18 protein-coding genes and 2 tRNA genes are annotated in these 18,649 nt (G+C 73.6%); 14 read left to right on the top strand and 6 right to left on the bottom strand.

The window, feature by feature from the left end; genetic code table 11:
- Positions 1–129 precede the first annotated feature (129 nt).
- From D0Z67_RS10375 to D0Z67_RS10405, 7 genes are all read left to right on the top strand, one after another.
- A complete protein-coding gene (locus D0Z67_RS10375; protein WP_031182445.1) occupies positions 130–1,083 on the top strand; it encodes a phosphatase PAP2 family protein in 954 nt (317 codons plus the stop codon).
- Positions 980–2,173, top strand: a complete 1,194-nt coding sequence (locus tag D0Z67_RS10380; RefSeq protein ID WP_382851103.1) for a hypothetical protein — start codon at positions 980–982, stop codon at positions 2,171–2,173. The genes D0Z67_RS10375 and D0Z67_RS10380 overlap by 104 nt, the downstream gene beginning before the upstream one ends.
- Positions 2,164–3,762, top strand: coding sequence for a hypothetical protein (locus tag D0Z67_RS10385; RefSeq protein WP_031182447.1), 1,599 nt, complete (start codon positions 2,164–2,166; stop codon positions 3,760–3,762). Before D0Z67_RS10380 ends, D0Z67_RS10385 begins: the two co-directional genes overlap by 10 nt.
- Positions 3,759–5,096 carry an AAA domain-containing protein gene (locus D0Z67_RS10390; protein WP_031182448.1) on the top strand — a complete coding sequence of 446 codons (1,338 nt, stop codon included), beginning with the start codon at positions 3,759–3,761 and terminating at the stop codon, positions 5,094–5,096. Before D0Z67_RS10385 ends, D0Z67_RS10390 begins: the two co-directional genes overlap by 4 nt.
- A gap of 127 nt (positions 5,097–5,223) precedes the next feature.
- Positions 5,224–5,595 carry a hypothetical protein gene (locus D0Z67_RS10395; RefSeq protein ID WP_031182449.1) on the top strand — a complete coding sequence of 124 codons (372 nt, stop codon included), beginning with the start codon at positions 5,224–5,226 and terminating at the stop codon, positions 5,593–5,595.
- Between the two features lie 31 nt (positions 5,596–5,626).
- Positions 5,627–6,298, top strand: coding sequence for a bifunctional DNA primase/polymerase (locus tag D0Z67_RS10400; RefSeq protein WP_107059613.1), 672 nt, complete (start codon positions 5,627–5,629; stop codon positions 6,296–6,298).
- A tRNA-Lys gene (locus D0Z67_RS10405) sits at positions 6,289–6,362 on the top strand. The genes D0Z67_RS10400 and D0Z67_RS10405 overlap by 10 nt, the downstream gene beginning before the upstream one ends.
- A 68-nt stretch (positions 6,363–6,430) precedes the next feature.
- Here the strand turns inward: D0Z67_RS10405 and D0Z67_RS10410 are convergent.
- Positions 6,431–7,645 carry a M6 family metalloprotease domain-containing protein gene (locus tag D0Z67_RS10410; protein ID WP_051887887.1) on the bottom strand — a complete coding sequence of 405 codons (1,215 nt, stop codon included), beginning with the start codon at positions 7,643–7,645 and terminating at the stop codon, positions 6,431–6,433.
- Positions 7,646–8,024: 379 nt separating this feature from the next.
- Between D0Z67_RS10410 and D0Z67_RS10415 the strand changes: the two genes are divergently transcribed.
- Complete coding sequence (locus tag D0Z67_RS10415; protein WP_031182452.1) at positions 8,025–9,848, top strand: putative bifunctional diguanylate cyclase/phosphodiesterase; 1,824 nt, start codon at positions 8,025–8,027, stop codon at positions 9,846–9,848.
- On the opposite strand, the gene D0Z67_RS10420 is transcribed toward D0Z67_RS10415, so the two are convergent.
- Together D0Z67_RS10420 and D0Z67_RS10425 are read right to left on the bottom strand one after the other, a co-directional pair.
- Positions 9,827–10,915, bottom strand: a complete 1,089-nt coding sequence (locus tag D0Z67_RS10420; protein WP_031182453.1) for an LLM class flavin-dependent oxidoreductase — start codon at positions 10,913–10,915, stop codon at positions 9,827–9,829. The genes D0Z67_RS10415 and D0Z67_RS10420 overlap by 22 nt on opposite strands.
- An 83-nt stretch (positions 10,916–10,998) precedes the next feature.
- Positions 10,999–11,730, bottom strand: a complete 732-nt coding sequence (locus tag D0Z67_RS10425) for an aspartate racemase/maleate isomerase family protein (protein ID WP_031182454.1) — start codon at positions 11,728–11,730, stop codon at positions 10,999–11,001.
- 231 nt (positions 11,731–11,961) lie between these two features.
- Between D0Z67_RS10425 and D0Z67_RS10430 the strand changes: the two genes are divergently transcribed.
- The 6 genes from D0Z67_RS10430 (at position 11,962) to D0Z67_RS10455 (ending at position 16,125) form a co-directional block, all read left to right on the top strand.
- Positions 11,962–12,909, top strand: coding sequence for a D-2-hydroxyacid dehydrogenase (locus tag D0Z67_RS10430; RefSeq protein ID WP_031182455.1), 948 nt, complete (start codon positions 11,962–11,964; stop codon positions 12,907–12,909).
- Positions 12,910–12,973: 64 nt separating this feature from the next.
- Positions 12,974–13,903: an ectoine/hydroxyectoine ABC transporter substrate-binding protein EhuB gene (gene ehuB, locus D0Z67_RS10435; RefSeq protein ID WP_078873467.1), complete on the top strand. Its 930-nt coding sequence runs from the start codon at positions 12,974–12,976 to the stop codon at positions 13,901–13,903.
- Positions 13,900–14,544 carry an ectoine/hydroxyectoine ABC transporter permease subunit EhuC gene (gene ehuC, locus D0Z67_RS10440; RefSeq protein ID WP_051887881.1) on the top strand — a complete coding sequence of 215 codons (645 nt, stop codon included), beginning with the start codon at positions 13,900–13,902 and terminating at the stop codon, positions 14,542–14,544. The genes ehuB and ehuC overlap by 4 nt, the downstream gene beginning before the upstream one ends.
- A complete protein-coding gene (ehuD, locus tag D0Z67_RS10445) occupies positions 14,541–15,191 on the top strand; it encodes an ectoine/hydroxyectoine ABC transporter permease subunit EhuD (protein WP_031182458.1) in 651 nt (216 codons plus the stop codon). The genes ehuC and ehuD overlap by 4 nt, the downstream gene beginning before the upstream one ends.
- Complete coding sequence (gene ehuA, locus D0Z67_RS10450; protein WP_051887883.1) at positions 15,181–15,954, top strand: ectoine/hydroxyectoine ABC transporter ATP-binding protein EhuA; 774 nt, start codon at positions 15,181–15,183, stop codon at positions 15,952–15,954. Before ehuD ends, ehuA begins: the two co-directional genes overlap by 11 nt.
- Before the next feature lie 97 nt (positions 15,955–16,051).
- A tRNA-Lys gene (locus D0Z67_RS10455) sits at positions 16,052–16,125 on the top strand.
- A gap of 47 nt (positions 16,126–16,172) precedes the next feature.
- On the opposite strand, the gene D0Z67_RS10460 is transcribed toward D0Z67_RS10455, so the two are convergent.
- The 3 genes from D0Z67_RS10460 to D0Z67_RS10470 all read right to left on the bottom strand — a co-directional run bounded on the left by D0Z67_RS10460 (position 16,173) and on the right by D0Z67_RS10470 (position 18,590).
- Entirely contained in the window at positions 16,173–16,610 is a 438-nt protein-coding gene (locus D0Z67_RS10460; protein ID WP_031182460.1) for a DUF3592 domain-containing protein, read from the bottom strand.
- Between the two features lie 88 nt (positions 16,611–16,698).
- Positions 16,699–17,313 carry a lytic polysaccharide monooxygenase auxiliary activity family 9 protein gene (locus D0Z67_RS10465; RefSeq protein WP_031182461.1) on the bottom strand — a complete coding sequence of 205 codons (615 nt, stop codon included), beginning with the start codon at positions 17,311–17,313 and terminating at the stop codon, positions 16,699–16,701.
- Positions 17,314–17,471: 158 nt separating this feature from the next.
- Positions 17,472–18,590: an SPFH domain-containing protein gene (locus D0Z67_RS10470; protein ID WP_031182462.1), complete on the bottom strand. Its 1,119-nt coding sequence runs from the start codon at positions 18,588–18,590 to the stop codon at positions 17,472–17,474.
- Between the last annotated feature and the right edge of the window lie 59 nt (positions 18,591–18,649).

Consider the following 18,649-nt stretch of genomic DNA (forward strand, 5'->3'; position numbering starts at 1 on the left):
GGCAACCCGGTGGGCGATCGGTGCGTCTTCGAGAGCCGGAACGCCCGCGCGGACGGGCGGACCGACACCGTAAAGTGTCACGGCGCCCGCGGGGGGTGCCAGGCCAGCGCGAAGGGGGAGGGCGATCGGATGCCGCAGACCGAGGCAGCGGACACGGGGGCGGTGTCGCGTATCCGCCCGCGCTGGTGGACCGAGCTGCCGCTGATCCTGCTGGTCTACGGCTGCTACACGGCCGGCCGGCTCCTCGCGCGCGGGGACGTCTCCTCCGCCGTGGACCACGGTCTGGCCATCCTCGGCATCGAGAAGGCGCTCTACCTGAACGCCGAGCACCCGCTGAACCGCCTCTTCACGGCGGAGCCCTGGCTGGGTGTGCCGGCCGACTTCTGGTACGCCTCGCTGCACTACGTCGTCACGCCCGCGGTGCTGGTCTGGCTGTTCCGGTCACGTGCCGAGCACTACCGGGCGGCCCGCACCTGGCTGATGACGTCCACGTTCATAGGTCTCATCGGCTTCGTCCTGCTGCCCACCTGCCCGCCCCGTCTGCTCGCCCCCGCCCACGGCTTCGTGGACACCATGGCGCACTACAGCTCGTACGGCTGGTGGGGCGGCGAGGCCAGCGCCCCGCGCGGTATGGGCGGGATGACCAACCAGTACGCGGCGATGCCGAGCCTGCACGTCGGCTGGGCGCTGTTCTGCGGTGTGGTGCTGTGGAAGTACGGGCGCTCCCGCTGGACCAGGATCGCCGCCGTCGGCTACCCGCTGCTGACCGCGATCGTGGTCATGGGCACCGCCAACCACTACTTCCTGGACGCGGTCGCGGGCGCGGCCGTGATGGGCGCGGGCCTGCTCCTGGCCCCGTACGTGACGCGGGCCGCGACCGCCGCGCGGCTGAGGCTCACCGCCTGGGCGGCGCCGCTCACTGGGGCCGGAAACACCGGTCCCGCACCGATTGTCAGTGACGGATGCCAGACTTCCGCGGGTGAGCGAATTCCACGGCAGCGCGACTCGCGGCTCGAACCCGCGGCCGGAACCGACGCCGCCCCCAGCGACGCGGGGGACGGCGCTGCGGCACCGGCTCGCTGAGCTGCGCGGTCCCGACGTACCGGCCAAGGCGCTGGACGCGCGTGCCCTCGCGGCGCTCGCGGCCAACCCGGGCTGCCGCAGACGCGCGATCCTGGACGGCGCCGGGGTGGACAAGGCCGCGCTCGCGGGCGCGCTGGGCGCCCCCTCGGACTACGGGCAGTCCCAGTTCGCGCTGATCCGGGGCAACACCTTCGAGGCCCGCGTGAAGGCCGACGGCGGCGCCGAGCTGCTGCGGCTCACCCGCACCCTGCTGGACCCGGCCGCCGAACCGCCCGCCGGCGCGGCGGTGCCGGACCTGAGCGCGCCGGGCCCCGAGGGCCGTACCGCGCGTACGGCGCTGGCGCTGCGCGAGGCGGTCGCGGCGGGCGGCTGGACGCTGCTGGACCATCCGATGCTGGCCCTGGACGTGGCGGGCTCGCCCGCCTTCCTGGAGCCGGACGCGGTCGTGGTGCACCCCGACGGCGGCTGGACGGTGGTGGAGATCAAGTCGTTCCCGATGCTGGACGGCTCGGCCGACCCGGCGAAGGTGGGCGCCGCCGCCCGCCAGGCCGCGGTGTACGTGCTGGCGCTGGAGGCGGTCGCCGCCCGGCTGACCCCGCCGCCCGCCGTACGGCACGAGGTGCTGCTGGTGTGCCCGAAGGACTTCTCCAACCTGCCCACCGCGCGCGCGGTGGACGTGCGCGCCCAGCGGGCGGTCACCGCGCGACAGCTCGACCGGCTGACCCGGGTGGAGACCATCGCCGAGGAGCTGCCCGAGGGCACCTGCTTCGACCCGGAGCGCCCGGCCGGTGAGCTGACGGCGGCCGTGGACGCGGTCCCGGCGGCCTACGCGCCCGAGTGCCTGTCCTCGTGCGAGCTGGCCTTCCACTGCCGGGAGCGGTCCCGCGCGGCGGACGCGGTGACCCGGCTGGGCCGTCCGCTCCGCGCCGAGCTGGGCGGTCTGGGCACGGTCCACGAGGTGCTGTCGGCGGCGCGCGGCGAGAGCGGCGACCCCGACGACCCGGTGGTGGCCGCGCTGCGCCGGGCCGCCGCCCTGCGCGCCGAGGCGCTCGCCGCGGCGGCGGACCGGGAGGCCGTGCCGTGTCCCTGATCGCCACCCTGGCCCGCCTGGAGGCCGTCGCCACCGGCCGCGCCCAGCCCGCCGCGACCGTCCGGCACCGCCGTCTGTCCGACCGTCCGCTGGTGTTCGTCCCCCTGACCACCGCCGGTGAGACGGGCGCCCCGCTGGGCGCGCTGGTCGGCACCGACCGGGACGCGCCGCGGCTGCTGGTCGTCCCGCAGCCCCGCGACCGCGACCAGCGCTTCGCGTTCCTCGCCGAGCTGGCCGACGTCGTGCTGCCGCACCTCGACTCCTTCGCCGAAGCGGTGGAGACGGCCGAGCGCACCGACACCGACCCGGAGACCGGCAAACGGGTCAAGGTCGAGGTCGACCTGTGCGTGGACGCGCCCCAGATCGTGGTGCCGAGCCGCGCGGGCCTGGACCTCGTCCGGCTGCTGGGCCGCTCCATGCGCTTCCGGCGTACGGCCGAGCAGGAGCCGGAGACTCCGTATCCGGCGCCGCCGCGCGTGCCGTTGCTGGGCCGCTGGCTCACGCACTACGGCGAGCGGTCCCGGGTGCCGGGTTCCTCGCTGCTGCTGGCGCTGACCGACGTGCTGTCCCGGCACTGGGCCACGGGCCAGTCCACGGTGGAGGACCAGCACTTGGGCGCCCTGCTGGCCTGGATCGACCCGCCCCGCGGCGAGTCCGGCGCCGAGGCGGCCGCGCGGGCGGAGCGGGAGCGGGACGCGGCAGGCCAGTTGCTGTGTCCTCCGGCGGGCCCGGCCACCGACCCGGCGTTCGACAACAAGCTGCTGGCCCCGGCCATCGAGCGGTACGACCGGGCGCGCACCGCGCTGGCCGCCGCCGAGGACGCCCTGCGCGCCGAGGATCTGCTGGCCGCCCTCACCGCCGCCGAGCGGGACATCCGCGAGCTGGTCGAGAGCCGTACGAGGCCGACCTGGGACGCGGTCTGGCGGGGGCTCGACCTGCTGCGGGCGCTCCCCGAGGGCGGGCACGTCGAGGAGCGGTGGACCCGGGACCGCTGGTCGTTCACCGCGCACCGGGACCGGATCACCGCGGGCGAACCCCCGCAGCCGCGCCGGGACGACGCGGTGACCGCCGCCAACAAGCTGGCCGGCCGCGAGCGCGAGCAGGCCCGGCTGGAGGCGCAGGAGGCGCTGGACGACCCGCTGGTGATGGCGGCCCGGCGGCTGGCCGGGGAGGCGTTCGCGGGCGAGGTGACCGAGGTGGTCATGGCGTACAGCGAGGGCAGGCGGCCGAGCCCGCGCCCGCTGGTGACCGTGCGCACCGAGGACCGCCCGCACCTGGGCGAGCGCGCCAAGGTGTACCGCGCGCTGAACGGCAAGGCGCAGACGGCGGAGTTCGCCGGGTACGAGGGCGCGCCGGAGGACGGTGTGCTGGTGCTGCGGATCATGGACAAGATGGGCCGGGGCAAGGAGCCGGAGCCCGGTTCGCTGCCCGGGAAGGGCGACGCGGTGTGCTTCACGCTCTTCGAGCACGAGCAGCGCGGCGGCGCCAAGCTGCCCGACCCGGAGCAGACCCCGTGGACGCACGGCGGACCGCCCGGTGAGCCCGTCGCGGAGATCCCGGACGCGGTGACCGAGGAGGACGTGCTGTGACGACCGTGGACTTCGACCCCGCGGCCGCCGCCACGCGTGCCACGGACGCGATCCTCGCCGACACCCTGCACGGCACCGAGCGCGGCGTGGTGGTCGACTCCCCGCCCGGCGCCGGCAAGTCGACGCTGGTGGTCCGGGCCGCGCTGGAGCTGGCCGGGGCGGGCCGCCCGCTGATGGTGGTCGCGCAGACCAACGCCCAGGTGGACGACCTGGTCCTGCGCCTCGCCGAGAAGGCGCCCGACCTCCCGGTGGGCCGCCTGCACAGCAGCGACACCGACGCCTACGACAAGGCGCTGGACGCGCTGCCGAACGTCCGTACGTCGGCCAAGGCGGGCGATCTGGGCGGGCTCCCGGTGGTGCTGTCCACGGCCGCCAAGTGGGCGCACGTCACGGTGGACGAGCCGTGGCGGCACGCGATCGTGGACGAGGCGTACCAGATGCGCTCGGACTCGCTGCTGGCCGTGGCGGGGCTCTTCGAGCGGGCGCTGTTCGTCGGCGACCCCGGCCAGCTGGACCCGTTCTCCACGGTGGGCGGCGACCAGTGGGCGGGCCTGTCCTACGACCCGTCCGCCTCGGCGGTGTCCACGCTGCTCGCGCACAACCCCGGCCTGCCCCAGCACCGGCTGCCGGTGTCCTGGCGGCTGCCCGCGTCGGCGGCGCCGCTGGTGTCGGCGGCCTTCTATCCGTACACGCCGTTCCGCAGCGGGACCGGGCACGGGGAGCGGCGGCTCGCCTTCGGGGTGCCGTCGGACGGGTCGGCGCCGGACCGGGTGATCGACGAGGCGGCGGAGTCCGGCTGGGGGCTGCTGGAGCTGCCGGCCCGGCACACTCCGCGCACCGACCCGGAGGCGGTGCGGGCGGTGGCCGCGGTGGTGCGGCGGCTGCTGGACCGAGGGGGCGCGGCCCTCTCCGAGCGCGCGGAGACTCCGGCTCCGCTCACCGCCGACCGGGTCGCCGTGGGCACCGCCCACCGGGACCAGGCGGCGGCGGTCCGCGCGGCCCTGGCCGACCTGGGCGTCACCGGCGTCACCGTGGACACCGCGAACCGGCTCCAGGGCCGGGAGTACGACGTCACGGTGGTCCTGCACCCGCTCTCCGGCCGCCCCGACGCCACCGCCTTCCATCTGGAGACCGGCCGCCTCTGCGTCCTCGCCTCCCGCCACCGCCACGCCTGCATCGTGGTCTGCCGCGCGGGTGTGAGCGACCTCCTGGACGCCTACCCGTCCACGGAACCGGTCCAGCTCGGCACGCTGGTGAAGTTCCCTGATGGCTGGGAGGCGAACCACGCGGTCCTGGCGCACCTGGCCGAACACCGCGTGCCGTACCGGCCCTGAAACGGAGGCCCTGACCCCGTGTGCGGGTCTGGCCCTGGGGCGGTCTTGCGTGGGCGCGGGACAATGGACGGTGGTCCGGCCGCAGGCGGGGCCGAGTGCAGCGAACGTACGAGGAGGAGATGAAGACATGGCGGAGCCCTCGCCGCGTCGGAACCCATCGCGGCTACGCCCCGCGCCCCTGCTCTTCGAGCCCGCGGAGGCGGCCGCCGATCCGGAGCATTTCTTCGACCTGGAGTCGATCGACGACCCGCGCGCCCTGCTGACGCGGGCCACCGACCTGACCCAGGCGTTCCGCGCGGCGGCCGACCGGGCGATGGAGTTCCAGGCCGTGGCCGCGGCCCAGCTCGCCGACCCGCGCCGGTTCGACCGGCTGACGGCGGCGGACATCGCCGAGCGGGCGGAGTGGACCGAGGACTACGCCAAGAAGATGGTGGAGTTCGGCCGGGACCTGCTGCGGGGCACCGACCCCGAGGGCCGCAGAGCGGTCGACCCGCACTAGGGCCGTCGCGAGGGGCCCGCGCATCTGGCATATGCCAGGCGGGCAAGATACCCCCTCCCGCCCCCCGGTGTCCCCAATTTCCGCAACCCAGGGAAACCGTTCCCTCACCGCCGGTACACCTGTGTGCATGACCAGCGCACCGGACGTCACCGCCGCCACCGTCGAGGGGGCCGCCTGGCTCGCCTCGGCCGGAACGTATCCGCGCAGCACGCTCGCCTTCTGGGAGGAGCGGCCCGGCGCCCCCGTGGTGCTGCCCTGCGGCACGGTCTTCGACGTGGTGAGCGCGCCCTCGGTGTTCGGGCGGCGGATGCTGGACCGGTTATGGGGGGCGGACGGTCCCGGCTGCGGCCCGGTCGCGGTGCACCGGGGCCGGACCCTGCTGTTCGCGGCGCCGGGCACCGCCCATCGACTGCCCTCCCTGCTGGCCTGGGAGGAGTGGGGCCCGCGCACCCACGCCGTACCGCCGCTGCTCTGCCACGGCACCGGGGACGCGGTGACCGTCCCGGCGCTGGAGGGCGAGGCCGAGGCCGGCCCGGCGGGGTCCCGCTGGCTGGTCGCCCCGGACACCCGGCACCCCTGGCTCCCGGGCCCCGAGGTGGTGCTCTGGGCGGCGGTGCGCGCGGCCCGTACGGCGGCCCGGGTATCGATTTTTCCTCCCGCCGACCAGGGTGCTAAGGTCTACGACGTCAGCAGGCGCCGCTAGCTCAGTTGGTTAGAGCAGCTGACTCTTAATCAGCGGGTCCGGGGTTCGAGTCCCTGGCGGCGCACAGACGACGAAGGCCCTCGCGTGAGCGGGGGCCTTTCGTGTACCCCGGCTCATGCGTGCACCCCAGGCTCACGCGCCCTCCCCCGGCGTGATCCGTACCGTCCACGCCCCGGCCGGGGTGCGCTCCTCGACCTCCACCTTCACCCCGTCCCCCGGCACGGTGAAGCTCTCCCCCAGCGACACCGGCGCGTCCGCCAGCGGCGGGTAGACGGAGTTCTCCCAGCACGCCTCGGTGTGCGGGTGGGCGTCCACCACGTCGACCGGACCGTCCCCGGACTCGACGCCGGCGCGCACCCGGTAGACGAGGATGCCCTGCCTGCACGCCGTACGGTCGTTGCCCACCGGGCCGCGTGCCTCGAAGGCGAGGGCGGTGTCCGCACCGGTGCGCACCACGGCGAGCTTGGTGCCGTTGCCGAGCCCGAAGCCCGGCGTGCCGGACGCACCCCGCACCGGGACACCGGGCCCGGCGGCGAGCGGCTCCAGGGTGAGCCGGGTCGGGCCGGCCCCCCGGACGCAGGCCACCTGGCGGGGGTCCAGCCAGCCCAGCTTCCACTTGTGCCAGCCGAAGAGGTCCGGGGCGGCGCCGAACTGGCTGCCCATCAGGTCCCAGTCGCCGACATGGGTGTCCCAGTCGTCCTTGGCGTCGGTCGGACGGTGGTAGAGGTCGGGGAGGTCGAAGACGTGCCCGGTCTCGTGGGCGAGCACCAGCCGGTCGGGCGGGTGCTGTTCGAAGACCGTGACGACCCGGCGCACGTCGGTGCCGTCGAGGCGGACGGGCGAGTCGAGGTTGACGACCTTGGTGGCGTCGGAGTCGACACCGGGTGCGTCCGGGTCGGCGACCAGATAGACCACCTGATAGCGGGAGAAGTCCAGTGCCTTGTCGGCCACGGCGAACGCGTCCCGCAGATAGGCGGAGCGGTCCGAGGGCGCCCAGTCCCGCTTTATGCGGTACGCGGTGGACGGGCGCGGCATCTTCAGCCAGCGGTCCAGCGGGTGCGGGCGCAGGGTGAAGCGGCCGTAGGAGGACTGCTCGAAGTAGCGGCTGGTGGCCGGGAAGTGGTCGGCGGTCAGCTCGCCGGGGGTGGTGCGCGGGACGGCGTCCGGGAAGGACAGGAAGACCAGGGCGGCGTTCAGCGTGCCCTGCGGGCGCGGGTAGGCGGAGTTCCAGGTGTCCAGGCCCTCGGAGTGGTGAGCGTCGGTGCGGTGCAGCGCGCAGGGCTCGGGCGAGAAGGGCTCGGCCACCGAGGGGCCGGTGAGGATCGAGGTCGCGGCGAGCGCCGACATCGTGGTGGCCACGGCGGCGGTGCTGCGCAGCTTGGGCACGTCTGGGACCTCCGGTCGCGGTTCGGGACACCGCCACCCAGACTGTGTGCTTATGTTGCGCTATGCCCTGTTTACCTGAACCGGAAGGGTGAGTGCGCCCGTTTGCGCCCCCGGCGGCCACCCCGGCGGCCACCCGGCGGTCGACACCCCGAACCACTCACGGAACGTCACAAGTGATCGCGGGCCTCAAGAACCCGTCCAGGTCCGGGCAGAAACGATCTGTCAGGAGGGCCGGTCGGTCCTGGAGACTGGAGACCGGCTGGAAGGGGCCGGGACCAGCCTCTATGATCGGCACACTTTCCGGCACGGACAGGGATCGAGTGCACTGCGGGAGCGAGCGGTGAGCGGAACGTCCGAAGGGCCGACGCCCACGGCAGACCTCGATCGGTCAGCCGTGACCGACGGTGACCACATGACCTACCACCGGGTCTTCACCACGGCCCCGCTCCCCATGGCCGTGGTGACCCCGGACGGGCTGGTCAGGCACGCCAACACCGCGCTGGGAGCGCTGCTGGGCACGACCGCCGAGGCGCTGGCCGGCCGCCCGGCCGCCGACCTCGTCGACCTGGCCCCCGACCCGCGCACCCGGCACGCCTACCGCGAGGTGCTGGCCGGCCGTCAGGACCGGCTGCGCTGCACCCGGCGCCTCAAACAACCGGACGGGGACCCCGTTTGGGTGCGCATCACCGTCACTCCTCTGACCGAGGGCACACCCGGCGCCCTGCTGTCCGTCGCCGACATCAGCGCCCGTCGTGAACTACAGGCGCGGCTAAGGCACTTGCGGATGCACGACCCGGTGACCCGGCTGCCCAACCGCACCCTGTTCTTCGAACGGCTCTCCGCCGCGCTGGAGGCGGAGCCGGAGGACGGCGCCGGGACCGGGCGGATCGGCCTGTGCTGTCTGGACCTGGACGGGTTCAAGGCGGTCAACGACACCCTGGGCCACCGCGTCGGCGACCGGCTGCTGGAGGCCGTGGCCAAGCGGCTGACCCATGTGGCCGAGGAGACCGAGGGCGCGCGGGCCGGTGCCCCGCTGGTGGCCCGGCTCGGCGGGGACGAGTTCGCGCTGCTCGTGGAGGACTCCACCGGCACCGAGCAGCTCTCCGACCTGGCGGCCTCGGCGCTGCGCGCGCTGGAGGAACCGTTCGACCTGGCGGGGCGGCGGCTGTCGCTGACCGCGTCCATCGGGGTGGTGGAGCGGCACACGGCGGGCACGACGGCGACCGGTCTGATGCAGGCCGCCGACACCACGCTGTACTGGGCGAAGGCCGACGGCAAGGCCCGCTGGACCCTGTTCGACCCCGAGCGCAACGCGCACCGCGTCACCCGGCAGGCCCTCTCCTCCACGCTCCGTCCGGCCATCGAGCGCGGGGAGTTCGCCCTGGAGTACCAGCCGCTGGTCGGCATGGAGGACGGGCGGCTGAGCGGGGTGGAGGCGTTGGTGCGCTGGCATCACCCGCAGTTCGGGATGCTGACGCCGAATCGGTTCATCCAGCTGGCCGAGGAGGACGGCTCGATCGTGCAGCTCGGCCGCTGGGCGCTGGTCACCGCCTGCCGCCAGGCCCGGCAGTGGCAGCTCGCCCATCCGGACGAGCCGCCCATCTTCGTCAGTGTGAACGTGGCCGTGCGCCAGGTCTGGGACTCGGACCTGGTCGCGGACGTGGCGAGCACCCTCGCGGACACCGGGCTCGCCCCGCATCTGCTCCAGCTGGAGCTGACCGAGTCGGCCGTGATGGGCTCCGGGGGCCGCCCGATCCAGGCGTTGCAGGCCCTCAGCGACATGGGCGTGCGTATCGCCATCGACGACTTCGGCACCGGCTACTCGAACCTGGCCTACCTCAGCCGGCTCCCGGTCTCGGTGCTGAAGCTGGACGGGTCCTTCGTGCGCGGCTTCCAGTACGAGGGCGGCGATCCGGGCCCGGCCGGGGCGGGGACCACCGCCAATCCGGCGGACGAGGTGATCGTGGAGGCCATGATCCAGCTCGCCCACCGGCTCGGGCTGACCGTCACCGCCGAGTGCGTGGAGACCTCCGCGCAGGCCACCCGGCTGCGCCGGATCGGCTGCGACACCGGGCAGGGCTGGCTCTACTCCCGCCCGGTGCCGCCGGACCGCATCACGGAGCTGCTCGGCGTACAGAGCAGTTACGCGGCGGGCAGGCCGTAGGCGTCGGCGATCAGGTCGTAGGAGCGCAGCCGCAGGTCGCCGCGGTGGGCGTGGCTGGTGAGCATCAGCTCGTCGGCGCCGGTGCGCTTCTGGAGGTCGTCCAGGCCCGCGCGGACCTCGTCGGCGGTGCCGTGCACGATGTTGCGGGTGAAGGAGGACGCGAACTCCTCCTCCATCGGGCTGAATTCGTGCCGGGCCGCGTCCTCGGGGTCGGGGAAGAGTCCGGGACGGCCCATGCGCAGCCGGAGCATGTTCAGCGCGGTCGCGCGCACCTGGCGGCCCGCCTCGGCCTCGTCGTCGGTGGCGAGCGCGGAGACGCCGATGAGGGCGTAGGGCTCGGCCAGCACCTCGGAGGGGCGGAAGGTCTCCCGGTACAGGTCGAGCGCAGGGACGGTGTTCTGCGCGGAGAAGTGGTGCGCGAAGGCGAAGGGCAGGCCGAGCATGCCGGCCAGCTGGGCGCTGAAGCCGGAGGAGCCCAGCAGCCAGATCACCGGCCGGTGCGACGACTGCACCCCGCCGGGGGTACTGCCCTGCACCGGGCCGGGGATGGCGTGGATACGGGCGTAGGGGTGCCCGTCGGGGAAGTCGTCGTCGAGGAACCGGGTCAGCTCGGCGAGCTGCTGCGGGAAGTCGTCGGCGCCCTCGTTCAGGGTGTCGGAGCGGCGCAGTGCGGCCGCCGTCGCCCCGTCCGTGCCCGGCGCCCGGCCGAGGCCCAGGTCGATCCGGCCCGGTGCCATGGCCTCCAGGGTGCCGAACTGCTCGGCGATGACCAGCGGGGCGTGGTTGGGCAGCATGACGCCGCCCGAGCCGAGCCGGATGCGGTCGGTGTGGGCGGCGAGGTGGGCCAGGATCACGGCGGGCGAGGAGGAGGCGACGCCCGGCATCGAGTGGTGCTCGGCGACCCAGTACCGGTGGAACCCGCGCGCCTCGGTGCGGCGGGCCAGCTCCACGCTGGTGCGCAGCGCGTCGCTCGCGGTGCTCCCGGCCCCCACGGTGACCAGGTCGAGTACGGAGAGGGGGACGGGGGCGGTGCCGTGCACGGCGCCCCGGATCTCGTCTGCCGGCACGGTGGATGCCTCCTGTTTACGGCGTGCTCTGTCCTGTCGTGCCGTAACAGGAGGCAGTCCCCGCTTATTCCCCCGGCCTCGCCTCAGAGCTGGGTGGCGGGCTCCCGGGTGAAGAGGGTGCCGAGGGTGTCGGTGTGCAGCCGGCGGTCGGCCAGCCTGAGGCCCTCCCACACCGAGACCTGGGACGCGGTGAGCACCGGCTTGCCGAGCGCGGCCTCCAGCGCGGCCAGGTGGGCGGCGGTGCGCAGCGCGGTGTCGGGCAGCAGCAGCGCCTCGGCGTCCGGGGTGTCGGCGGCCCGTGCCAGGGCAAGCAGTTCGGCCTCGCCGCCCTCGGCGGCCCGCTCGGCGGTGAGGGCGTCGACCTCCTCGGCACCGGTCACCTCCAGGCCGCCGTCGGCCAGGAACGCGCCGAACAGCGCGGCGGCCTTGGGCGGGTAGGCGTGCGCGACGGCGACCCTGCGGGCGCCGAGCGCCTGGGCGGCGTGCACGAAGCCCAGGGAGGTGGAGGAGGCGGGGAGTCCCGCCTGCCGGGCCAGTTCCGTCGCCTCGGTGTGCGCGCCCTTCCAGCCGTGCGCGAAGCCGCCCGCCGGGCTGGTCCACACCACGGCCTCGGCGCCGGTCAGCCGCAGCCCCTCCATGGCCGCCGTGAGCCGTCCGGCGAACTCCGCACCGTGCAGCGGGTCCACCGCGTGGGCGTCCTCGCCGGTACCGGTGTGCACCAGGTCCAGCCGGACCGCGCCGGCGAGCAGTTGCTCGATGCGCGGGTAGTCGTCCTCGCCGCGATGCCCCGGGCAGAGGAATCCGATCGCTGTCATGTCGGCCTTTCTGTCTTCGTCCACGGTCTGTTCAGGGATCTCCCCTGCGTCTTCCCCCGCTTCCCGCGAGGGCGCCCCGTGTGGCCCGCACGGCGGTACGGGCACCCCCGCTCCCGGTTCGGGTACCCAGCGCGGGCGGGATCTTCTCCTCGGGGCGCGGCCCGTTGACTGCACCGGGCCGTCGGTGCCAGCGTGGGGCGACCGCGCGGGGAGAGGAGAGGTGGCAGGCCGATGACCCTCCCCACGCTGCTCGTCCTGGGCGCCGATCCACCGCCGAGGCTCGGCCGGCTCACCGGGCGGGCCCGCGTGCTGCACACGGACGACGAGGGGCTGGCCGCGCTGCTGCCCGAGGCGGACGTGCTGCTGGTGTGGGACTTCCGGTCCCGGGCGGTACGCGACGCCTGGCCCGGCGAGGGCCCCCGCCCGGCCTGGGTGCACACGGCGAGCGCGGGCGTGGACCATCTGCTCTGCCCCGAACTGGCCGCCTCCGACACGGTGGTGACCAACGCGCGCGGTGTCTTCGACCAGCCGATGGCCGAGTACGTGGCCGCCCTGGTGCTCGCGGCCGCCAAGGACCTCCCGCGCACGGTGGACCTCCAGCGGGACCGGGTCTGGCGGCACCGGGAGTCCCGCCGGGTGGCGGGCACCCGCGCCTGTGTGGTCGGCTCCGGCCCGATCGGCCGGGCCATCGCCGCCACCCTGAAGGCGCTCGGGGTGACGCCCGCGCTGGTGGGCCGGGTGCCGGGCGCCGGTGTGCACGGACCGGCCGACCTGGACCGGCTGATCGCCCGCGCGGACTGGGTGATCGCCGCCGCCCCGCTCACCGGGCAGACACGCGGCATGTTCGACGCCCACCGCTTCGGGGTGATGCAGCCCTCCGCCGTCTTCGTCAACGTCGGCCGGGGCGAGCTGGTGGACGAGCCGGCCCTCACCGAGGCGCTGCGCCGGCGCTGGATCGCGGGCGCCGCCCTGGACGCCTTCACCACCGAACCCCTGCCCCCCGACTCCCCGTTGTGGGACCTGCCCGGCCTGCTCGTCTCCCCGCACATGAGCGGCGACACGGCCGGCTGGCGGGACGAACTCGGCGCCCAGTTCGTGGACCTCTACGAGAGGTGGGCGGCCGGAACACCGCTGGTCAACGTGGTGGACAAGAAACGCGGTTACGTCCCCGGCCACTGAACTCCCCATCGCCGGCGGGAAATCGGCGCGCATGACCCGTTCGGGCCTGGGTAGCGGCGCCGCCATGGCTTCTCGACTTGGCAAGGACACGGAAAGAATCCGGCCGTCGGTACGCCGGAGAGAGAGACGGGCGGTGCTGCTGGGCGCGCTGGCACTGGGCGGGGTGGGAGCGCTGGGTGCGACGGGCTGTACGCGGGTGGCGGCCGACTCCGGCGCGAAGGGCGGGGAGCTGCTGGACCGGCTGCGGGCGCAGGGTGTCGTACGGCTGGGAATAGCCGGTGAGGTGCCCTTCGGGTTCATCGACCGGGACGGGAACCTCACCGGGGAGGCGCCGGAACTCGCCAGGGTGATCTTCAGGCGGCTCGGGGTGGAGCGGGTGCAGCCGGTGCCGACCGAGTTCGGCTCGCTCATACCGGGCCTGAACTCCCAGCAGTTCGACGTGGTGGCCGCCGGAATGTACGTCAACGCCGAGCGCTGCCGCCAGGTCATCTTCGCCGACCCGGACTACCAGATGAAGGACGCCTTCATCGTCCGCAAGGGCAACCCGAAGGGCCTGCGCTCCTACCGGGACGTGGTGCGGAAGAAGGCCCGGTTCGCCACCGGCGCGGGGTACGCCGAGATCCAGTACGCGGTCGAGGCGGGCTACAAGGAGAGCGACATCCTCATCGTGCCGGACCAGGTCGCCGGGCTGAACGCGGTGGAGGCCGGGCGGGTCGACGTGTTCGCCGGTACGGCGCTCACCACCCGCGAGGTGGTCAGGAAGTCCCGCAAGGCGGAGTCCACCGAGCCGTTCGCGCCCCTGGTGGCGGGCGAACCGCACGTCGACGGGGGCGCGTTCGCGTTCCGGCCGGTCGAGACCCGGCTGCGGGACGCCTTCAACACCGAGCTGCGCGAGCTGAAGCGAACCGGTGAACTGCTGCGCGTCCTCAGGCCGTTCGGATTCACCTCGGCCGAGATGACGGACCTCACCGCGAAGGAGCTGTGCGGCGGATGACCTCAGGACTGTGGGAACTCGTCCTCCGGGGCGTCTGGACGACCGTCCAGCTCCTCGTACTCAGCGCGCTGCTGGCGTCGGCGGTGTCCTTCGCCGTCGGTGTCGCGCGCACCGACCCGCGCCGGCTCGTGCGCTTCCTCGCGGGCCTGTACACCGAGGTGTTCCGCGGCACCTCCGCGCTGGTGATGATCTTCTGGGTGTTCTTCGTGCTGCCCGTCGCCTTCGGCTGGCAGCTGGTCCCGCTGTGGGCGGGCACCCTGGCCCTCGGCCTGACCTACGGCGCGTACGGGTCGGAGATCGTGCGCGGCGCCCTGAACGCGGTCGACCCGGCCCAGCGTGAGGGCGGGATCGCGCTCGGCTTCACCCGGTGGCAGCGGCTGCGGCTGATCCTGCTGCCGCAGGCGGTGCCGGAGATGGTGCCGCCCTTCTCCAACCTGCTGATCGAGCTGCTCAAGGGCACCGCGCTGGTGTCGGTGATGGGCATGGGCGACCTCGCCTTCAGCGCCAATCTGGTGCGGCTCGCCCTCCAGCAGAGCGCGGAGATCTACACGTACGTGCTGTTCATCTACTTCGTGATCGCGTTCGGGCTGACCCGGCTGATGCGCTCGCTGGAGAAGCGGCTGAAGGGTGGCGTCGCATGACGTGGGACTGGAACGCCGTGAGCGACTTCATGCCGTACTTCTGGCACGGGCTGCTGGTCACGCTCCAGGTGGTGGCGCTGGGCTCGCTGCTGTCGTTCTCGCTGGGGCTGGTGTGGGCGCTGCTGATGCGGGTGCCCTCGCGCTGGGTGCGCTGGCCGGTCGGTGTGGTCACCGAGTTCGTGCGCGACACCCCGCTGCTGGTGCAGCTGTTCTTCCTGTTCTACGTGCTGCCCGAGTGGGGTGTGACCTTCTCGGCGCTGACCACGGGCGTCGTCGCCATCGGGCTGCACTACTCGACGTACACGATGCAGGTCTACCGGGCCGGGATCGAGGCCGTGCCGGTGGGCCAGTGGGAGGCGGCGACCGCGCTGAGCCTGCCCCGGCGGCGGACCTGGACCGCGGTGATCCTGCCGCAGGCCCTGCGCCGGGTGATCCCGGCACTCGGCAACTACGTGATCTCCATGCTGAAGGACACCCCGATGCTGATGGTGATCACCGTGCTGGAGATGCTCGGCCGGGCGCGGCTGTTCTCGCAGGCGAGCTTCCAGTTCACCGAGCCGCTGACCGTGATCGGCGTGGCCTTCATCGTCCTGTCCTATCTGGCCTCCCTTCTCCTGCGAGCACTGGAGCGACGTCTTGTCCGCTGACATCACCCTGCCGAAGCAGACCCGGTCCGGTGAGCTGATCCGGCTGGAGCGGGTCACCAAGCGCTTCGGCGCCCACACCGTCCTCGACCAGCTGGACTTCTCCGTGGACGCGGGCAGACATGTGACCCTGATCGGCCCCTCCGGGTCGGGCAAGACCACGATCCTGCGGCTGCTGATGACCCTCACCCAGCCGGACGAGGGCACCATCACCGTGGACGGGCAGGCGCTGTTCCCGGCGCCGGAGAAGCAGGTGCGCGAGGTGCGGAAGAAGATCGGGATGGTCTTCCAGCACTTCAACCTGTTCCCGAACATGTCCGTGCTGCGCAACATCACCGAGGCGCCGGTCCAGGTGCTCGGGCTCGCCCGGGACGAGGCGGAGGCGCGGGCGCGCGAGCTGCTGGAGCTGGTCGGGCTCTCCGACAAGCTCGACGCGCGTCCCACCCGGCTCTCCGGCGGCCAGCAGCAGCGGGTCGCCATCGCGCGGGCGCTCGCCATGCGGCCACGGGTGCTGCTGCTGGACGAGGTGACCAGCGCGCTCGACCCGGAGCTGGTCGCGGGCGTGCTGGACGTGCTGCGCGACATCGCCCGCGGCACCGACATCACCATGCTCTGCGTGACCCACGAGATGGGCTTCGCGCGGGACATCTCCGACCAGGTGCTCATGTTCGACCAGGGCCGGGTGGTGGAGTCCGGGCCGCCGGAGAAGATCTTCGGCGACCCGGAGCAGGAGCGGACGCGGGACTTCCTGAGCGCGGTGCTGTAGCCGCGCGGGCGCGGCGCCGCAGGTGGTGCGGAGCATCCCCGGGGACCGGGTAGTATTTTCTCTGTCGCCGGCCGCGAAAGCGGAAGGCGGGAGTCATGCGCCGCTAGCTCAGTTGGTTAGAGCAGCTGACTCTTAATCAGCGGGTCCGGGGTTCGAGTCCCTGGCGGCGCACATCTGCCGAGGGCGGACCGGGAAACCGGTCCGCCCTCGCGGTTTTCCTAGACCGCCGAGTGGGCGGACACGGCGAAGAGTACGCAGCCCACGGTGATCGCCCCCATGAAGGCGACCAGTACCGCTGTGCCGAGGATCAGCCGCCCCCGGGCCGGCGGGAGCGCGGTGGCCCACTGGGGCCGCTCCGCCGGATAGCGCACCACCACGTGGTCGCCCGGCACCACGGTCGAGTCGCCGCCGATCTCGTCGAAGCGGACCCGCTCGCCCTCGCGGGTGGTGAACTCGTACACATGATGGAGCGTGCGGCGCGCGGCGGTGTCACGGCTGCCGTTGGTCTTCGTATAGGTGTTGAGACAGCGCCCCTCGGCGGTCAGGCCGCGGGTCCACGCCCGGTCGGTGCGCAGCGTGCGGCGGATCACCTGGACCGCGCCGGAGACACACCCGGCGACGATCAGTCCGGGCACGAGGTACAGCAGTGCTTCCATCAGGCCCCCCTGGGTCGGCACGCCGCTCCGGTGGACCGGCGTGCCGTGAACGTACCCATGGCGCGGGGCCGTCGGCCTCAAGCGAAGCTCAGAATGTGACGTCCGAGCAGGCGTAGAAGGCGTTCGTGGTGTCGGCCACGTTCCACACCGCGAGGATCACGTGGTGGCCGGACAGCCCCTTGGGCAGGGTGCCGCTGTGGCTGAGCGTGGACGGCGGGCGCTGGCCGTTGTACGGCACCGAGAGGAAGGGGGTGAGGTTGAGGTCGGACCGGGCCAGGGCGTGGTTCTGGTTCCAGCCCTGCTTGGTGACGTAGTAGGTGAAGTCGCTGGTGGCGTGCATGGCGGTGAACTGCCAGCGGAAGGTGTACGACTGGCCGCCGGTGACCTTGGTGGTGGGCCAGGCGCCGCCGGAGGGGGTGTTCGGGGCGTTGAGCTGGCCGAAGCGGCTGTTGCCGCCGCTGCAGAGCTGGCCGTCGCCGGGGCCGGAGCCGGGGAAGCCCTTGGGGCCCTCGACGCTCTGCGGCTCCCACTGGATGTCGCCGCAGTTGGTCACGGAGCCGTTCTGGCAGAGCTTCTGCCGGCTGACCGGCAGATCGGTGTAGCCGTGGCCGCTGGCGCCGCCGGTGGAGAGTACGAAGGCGCCGGCGGTGGCCATGCCGAGCACGGCCGCGGACAACGCTGACAACCTGGTCCTGGTACGCATGCTGCCGCTCCTGGGGAACGTCGTGGGGGAAGGTCACTGAGCCGGGCTGTGCGATGACGGTGCGATGGCACTGCGGTGCGATGACGCTGCGATGGTCCAGACCAAGTACCAGATTATTGCCGGGAGTTGAACGTGTCCATACCATTCGGCGGCATGCGTCAGGCCGGTTCCCGGCGGGCCGAGCAGAAGGCCACCGTGAGGTCGCGGACCAGCGCCTTGCGCTCGTAGTCGTCCAGCTCCACCAGCCCGCGCGTGGTGAGCCGGGTGACCGTGTCCTCCACCGAGTCCACCACCGAGCTGAGCATGGTGGCCCGCTGCTGGGCGTCCAGCGCGGCGATCCGGCGCCGCTGCATGGCGGCGGCCACCTCGGGCGCGTACTCCACCCGGACCGGCTGCACCGAGAACACCTCCACCCCGACCGGCGCCACGTCGGCCGCTACCAGCCGGGTCAGCGCGTCCCCGGCCGCGTCCGCCCCGCTGCGCACCCCGCCGGGCAGCTCCACCGGGACCCGCGCGAGGGCCGACTCGACGCATTCGCGCAGGTAGGTCTCGTGCTCCTCGATGCCGAGCAGCGCCCGCGCGGTGTCCCGCACGCGCCACACCACCAGCACCACCACCCGCAGCGCCACCCCGCCCGCGTCGGCCGCCGGCACCGCCCCGCTCCGCCAGTGCCGCAGCCGCACATCGGCCCGGCGCCGCCGCAGCAGCGGGTTGATCCACAGCAGCCCGGTGCGCCGTACGGTCCCCCGGTTGCGGCCGAACAGCCCCAGTACGTAGGCCCGTCCGGTGCGCCCGCGCGCCAGCCCGCCGAACCCGAGCAGCCCCAGCGCACCGGTTCCCGCGTACGCCGCCCACTGCGCGGTGCCGAGCCCCGCGCCGGCGTGCGTGCCGAGCACCTCACCGGGCAGCATCCCGGCCCACCAGGTGGTGGCCACGCACCCGGCGACCCCGCCGAGCCCGGCCAGCACCCCGGCCGCGCCGGGCAGCACCCGCGCCGGACGCTCCTGGAGCTCCGGGTCGGGCCGCACTTCGGGGCGTCTGCGGACCGGCGCCGCACGGACGGCCCGGGGCTGTTCGCCGGTGCCCCGGCGGCGGTTCACCACGGCGGGACGCCGCGCCCCGGGGGCGGGTTCGTCGCGGAAGAGGAGGTGGACGGGGATCTCGGTGGTCGCCTCGTTGTGGATCAGCCGGGGCGGCCGGACGGCCGTCCCGGCGCCGCCCGGCAGGCTCTCGGGGTGATCGTCGGGCTCGTGCGTGTGGGGTGTGGTGGTGCTCATGGGTGCCTCCAGCCTCCGCGCCGGGTGCGTCATGACAGGGGATGCCGGGCCGCGCGCGG

Source organism: Streptomyces seoulensis (assembly GCF_004328625.1).
Lineage (GTDB): Bacteria > Actinomycetota > Actinomycetes > Streptomycetales > Streptomycetaceae > Streptomyces > Streptomyces seoulensis.

Excerpts from the sequence above, each read along its gene's own strand:
- D0Z67_RS10375 (WP_031182445.1), top strand. The coding sequence starts at position 130 with ATGCCGCAGACCGAGGCAGCGGACACGGGGGCGGTGTCGCGTATCCGC.
- D0Z67_RS10395 (WP_031182449.1), top strand. The coding sequence starts at position 5,224 with ATGGCGGAGCCCTCGCCGCGTCGGAACCCATCGCGGCTACGCCCCGCG.
- D0Z67_RS10400 (WP_107059613.1), top strand. The coding sequence starts at position 5,627 with ATGCCAGGCGGGCAAGATACCCCCTCCCGCCCCCCGGTGTCCCCAATT.
- D0Z67_RS10410 (WP_051887887.1), bottom strand. The coding sequence starts at position 7,645 with ATGTCGGCGCTCGCCGCGACCTCGATCCTCACCGGCCCCTCGGTGGCC.
- D0Z67_RS10425 (WP_031182454.1), bottom strand. The coding sequence starts at position 11,730 with ATGACAGCGATCGGATTCCTCTGCCCGGGGCATCGCGGCGAGGACGAC.
- D0Z67_RS10430 (WP_031182455.1), top strand. The coding sequence starts at position 11,962 with ATGACCCTCCCCACGCTGCTCGTCCTGGGCGCCGATCCACCGCCGAGG.
- ehuB (WP_078873467.1), top strand. The coding sequence starts at position 12,974 with ATGGCTTCTCGACTTGGCAAGGACACGGAAAGAATCCGGCCGTCGGTA.
- ehuC (WP_051887881.1), top strand. The coding sequence starts at position 13,900 with ATGACCTCAGGACTGTGGGAACTCGTCCTCCGGGGCGTCTGGACGACC.
- ehuD (WP_031182458.1), top strand. The coding sequence starts at position 14,541 with ATGACGTGGGACTGGAACGCCGTGAGCGACTTCATGCCGTACTTCTGG.
- D0Z67_RS10460 (WP_031182460.1), bottom strand. The coding sequence starts at position 16,610 with ATGGAAGCACTGCTGTACCTCGTGCCCGGACTGATCGTCGCCGGGTGT.
- D0Z67_RS10465 (WP_031182461.1), bottom strand. The coding sequence starts at position 17,313 with ATGCGTACCAGGACCAGGTTGTCAGCGTTGTCCGCGGCCGTGCTCGGC.
- D0Z67_RS10470 (WP_031182462.1), bottom strand. The coding sequence starts at position 18,590 with ATGAGCACCACCACACCCCACACGCACGAGCCCGACGATCACCCCGAG.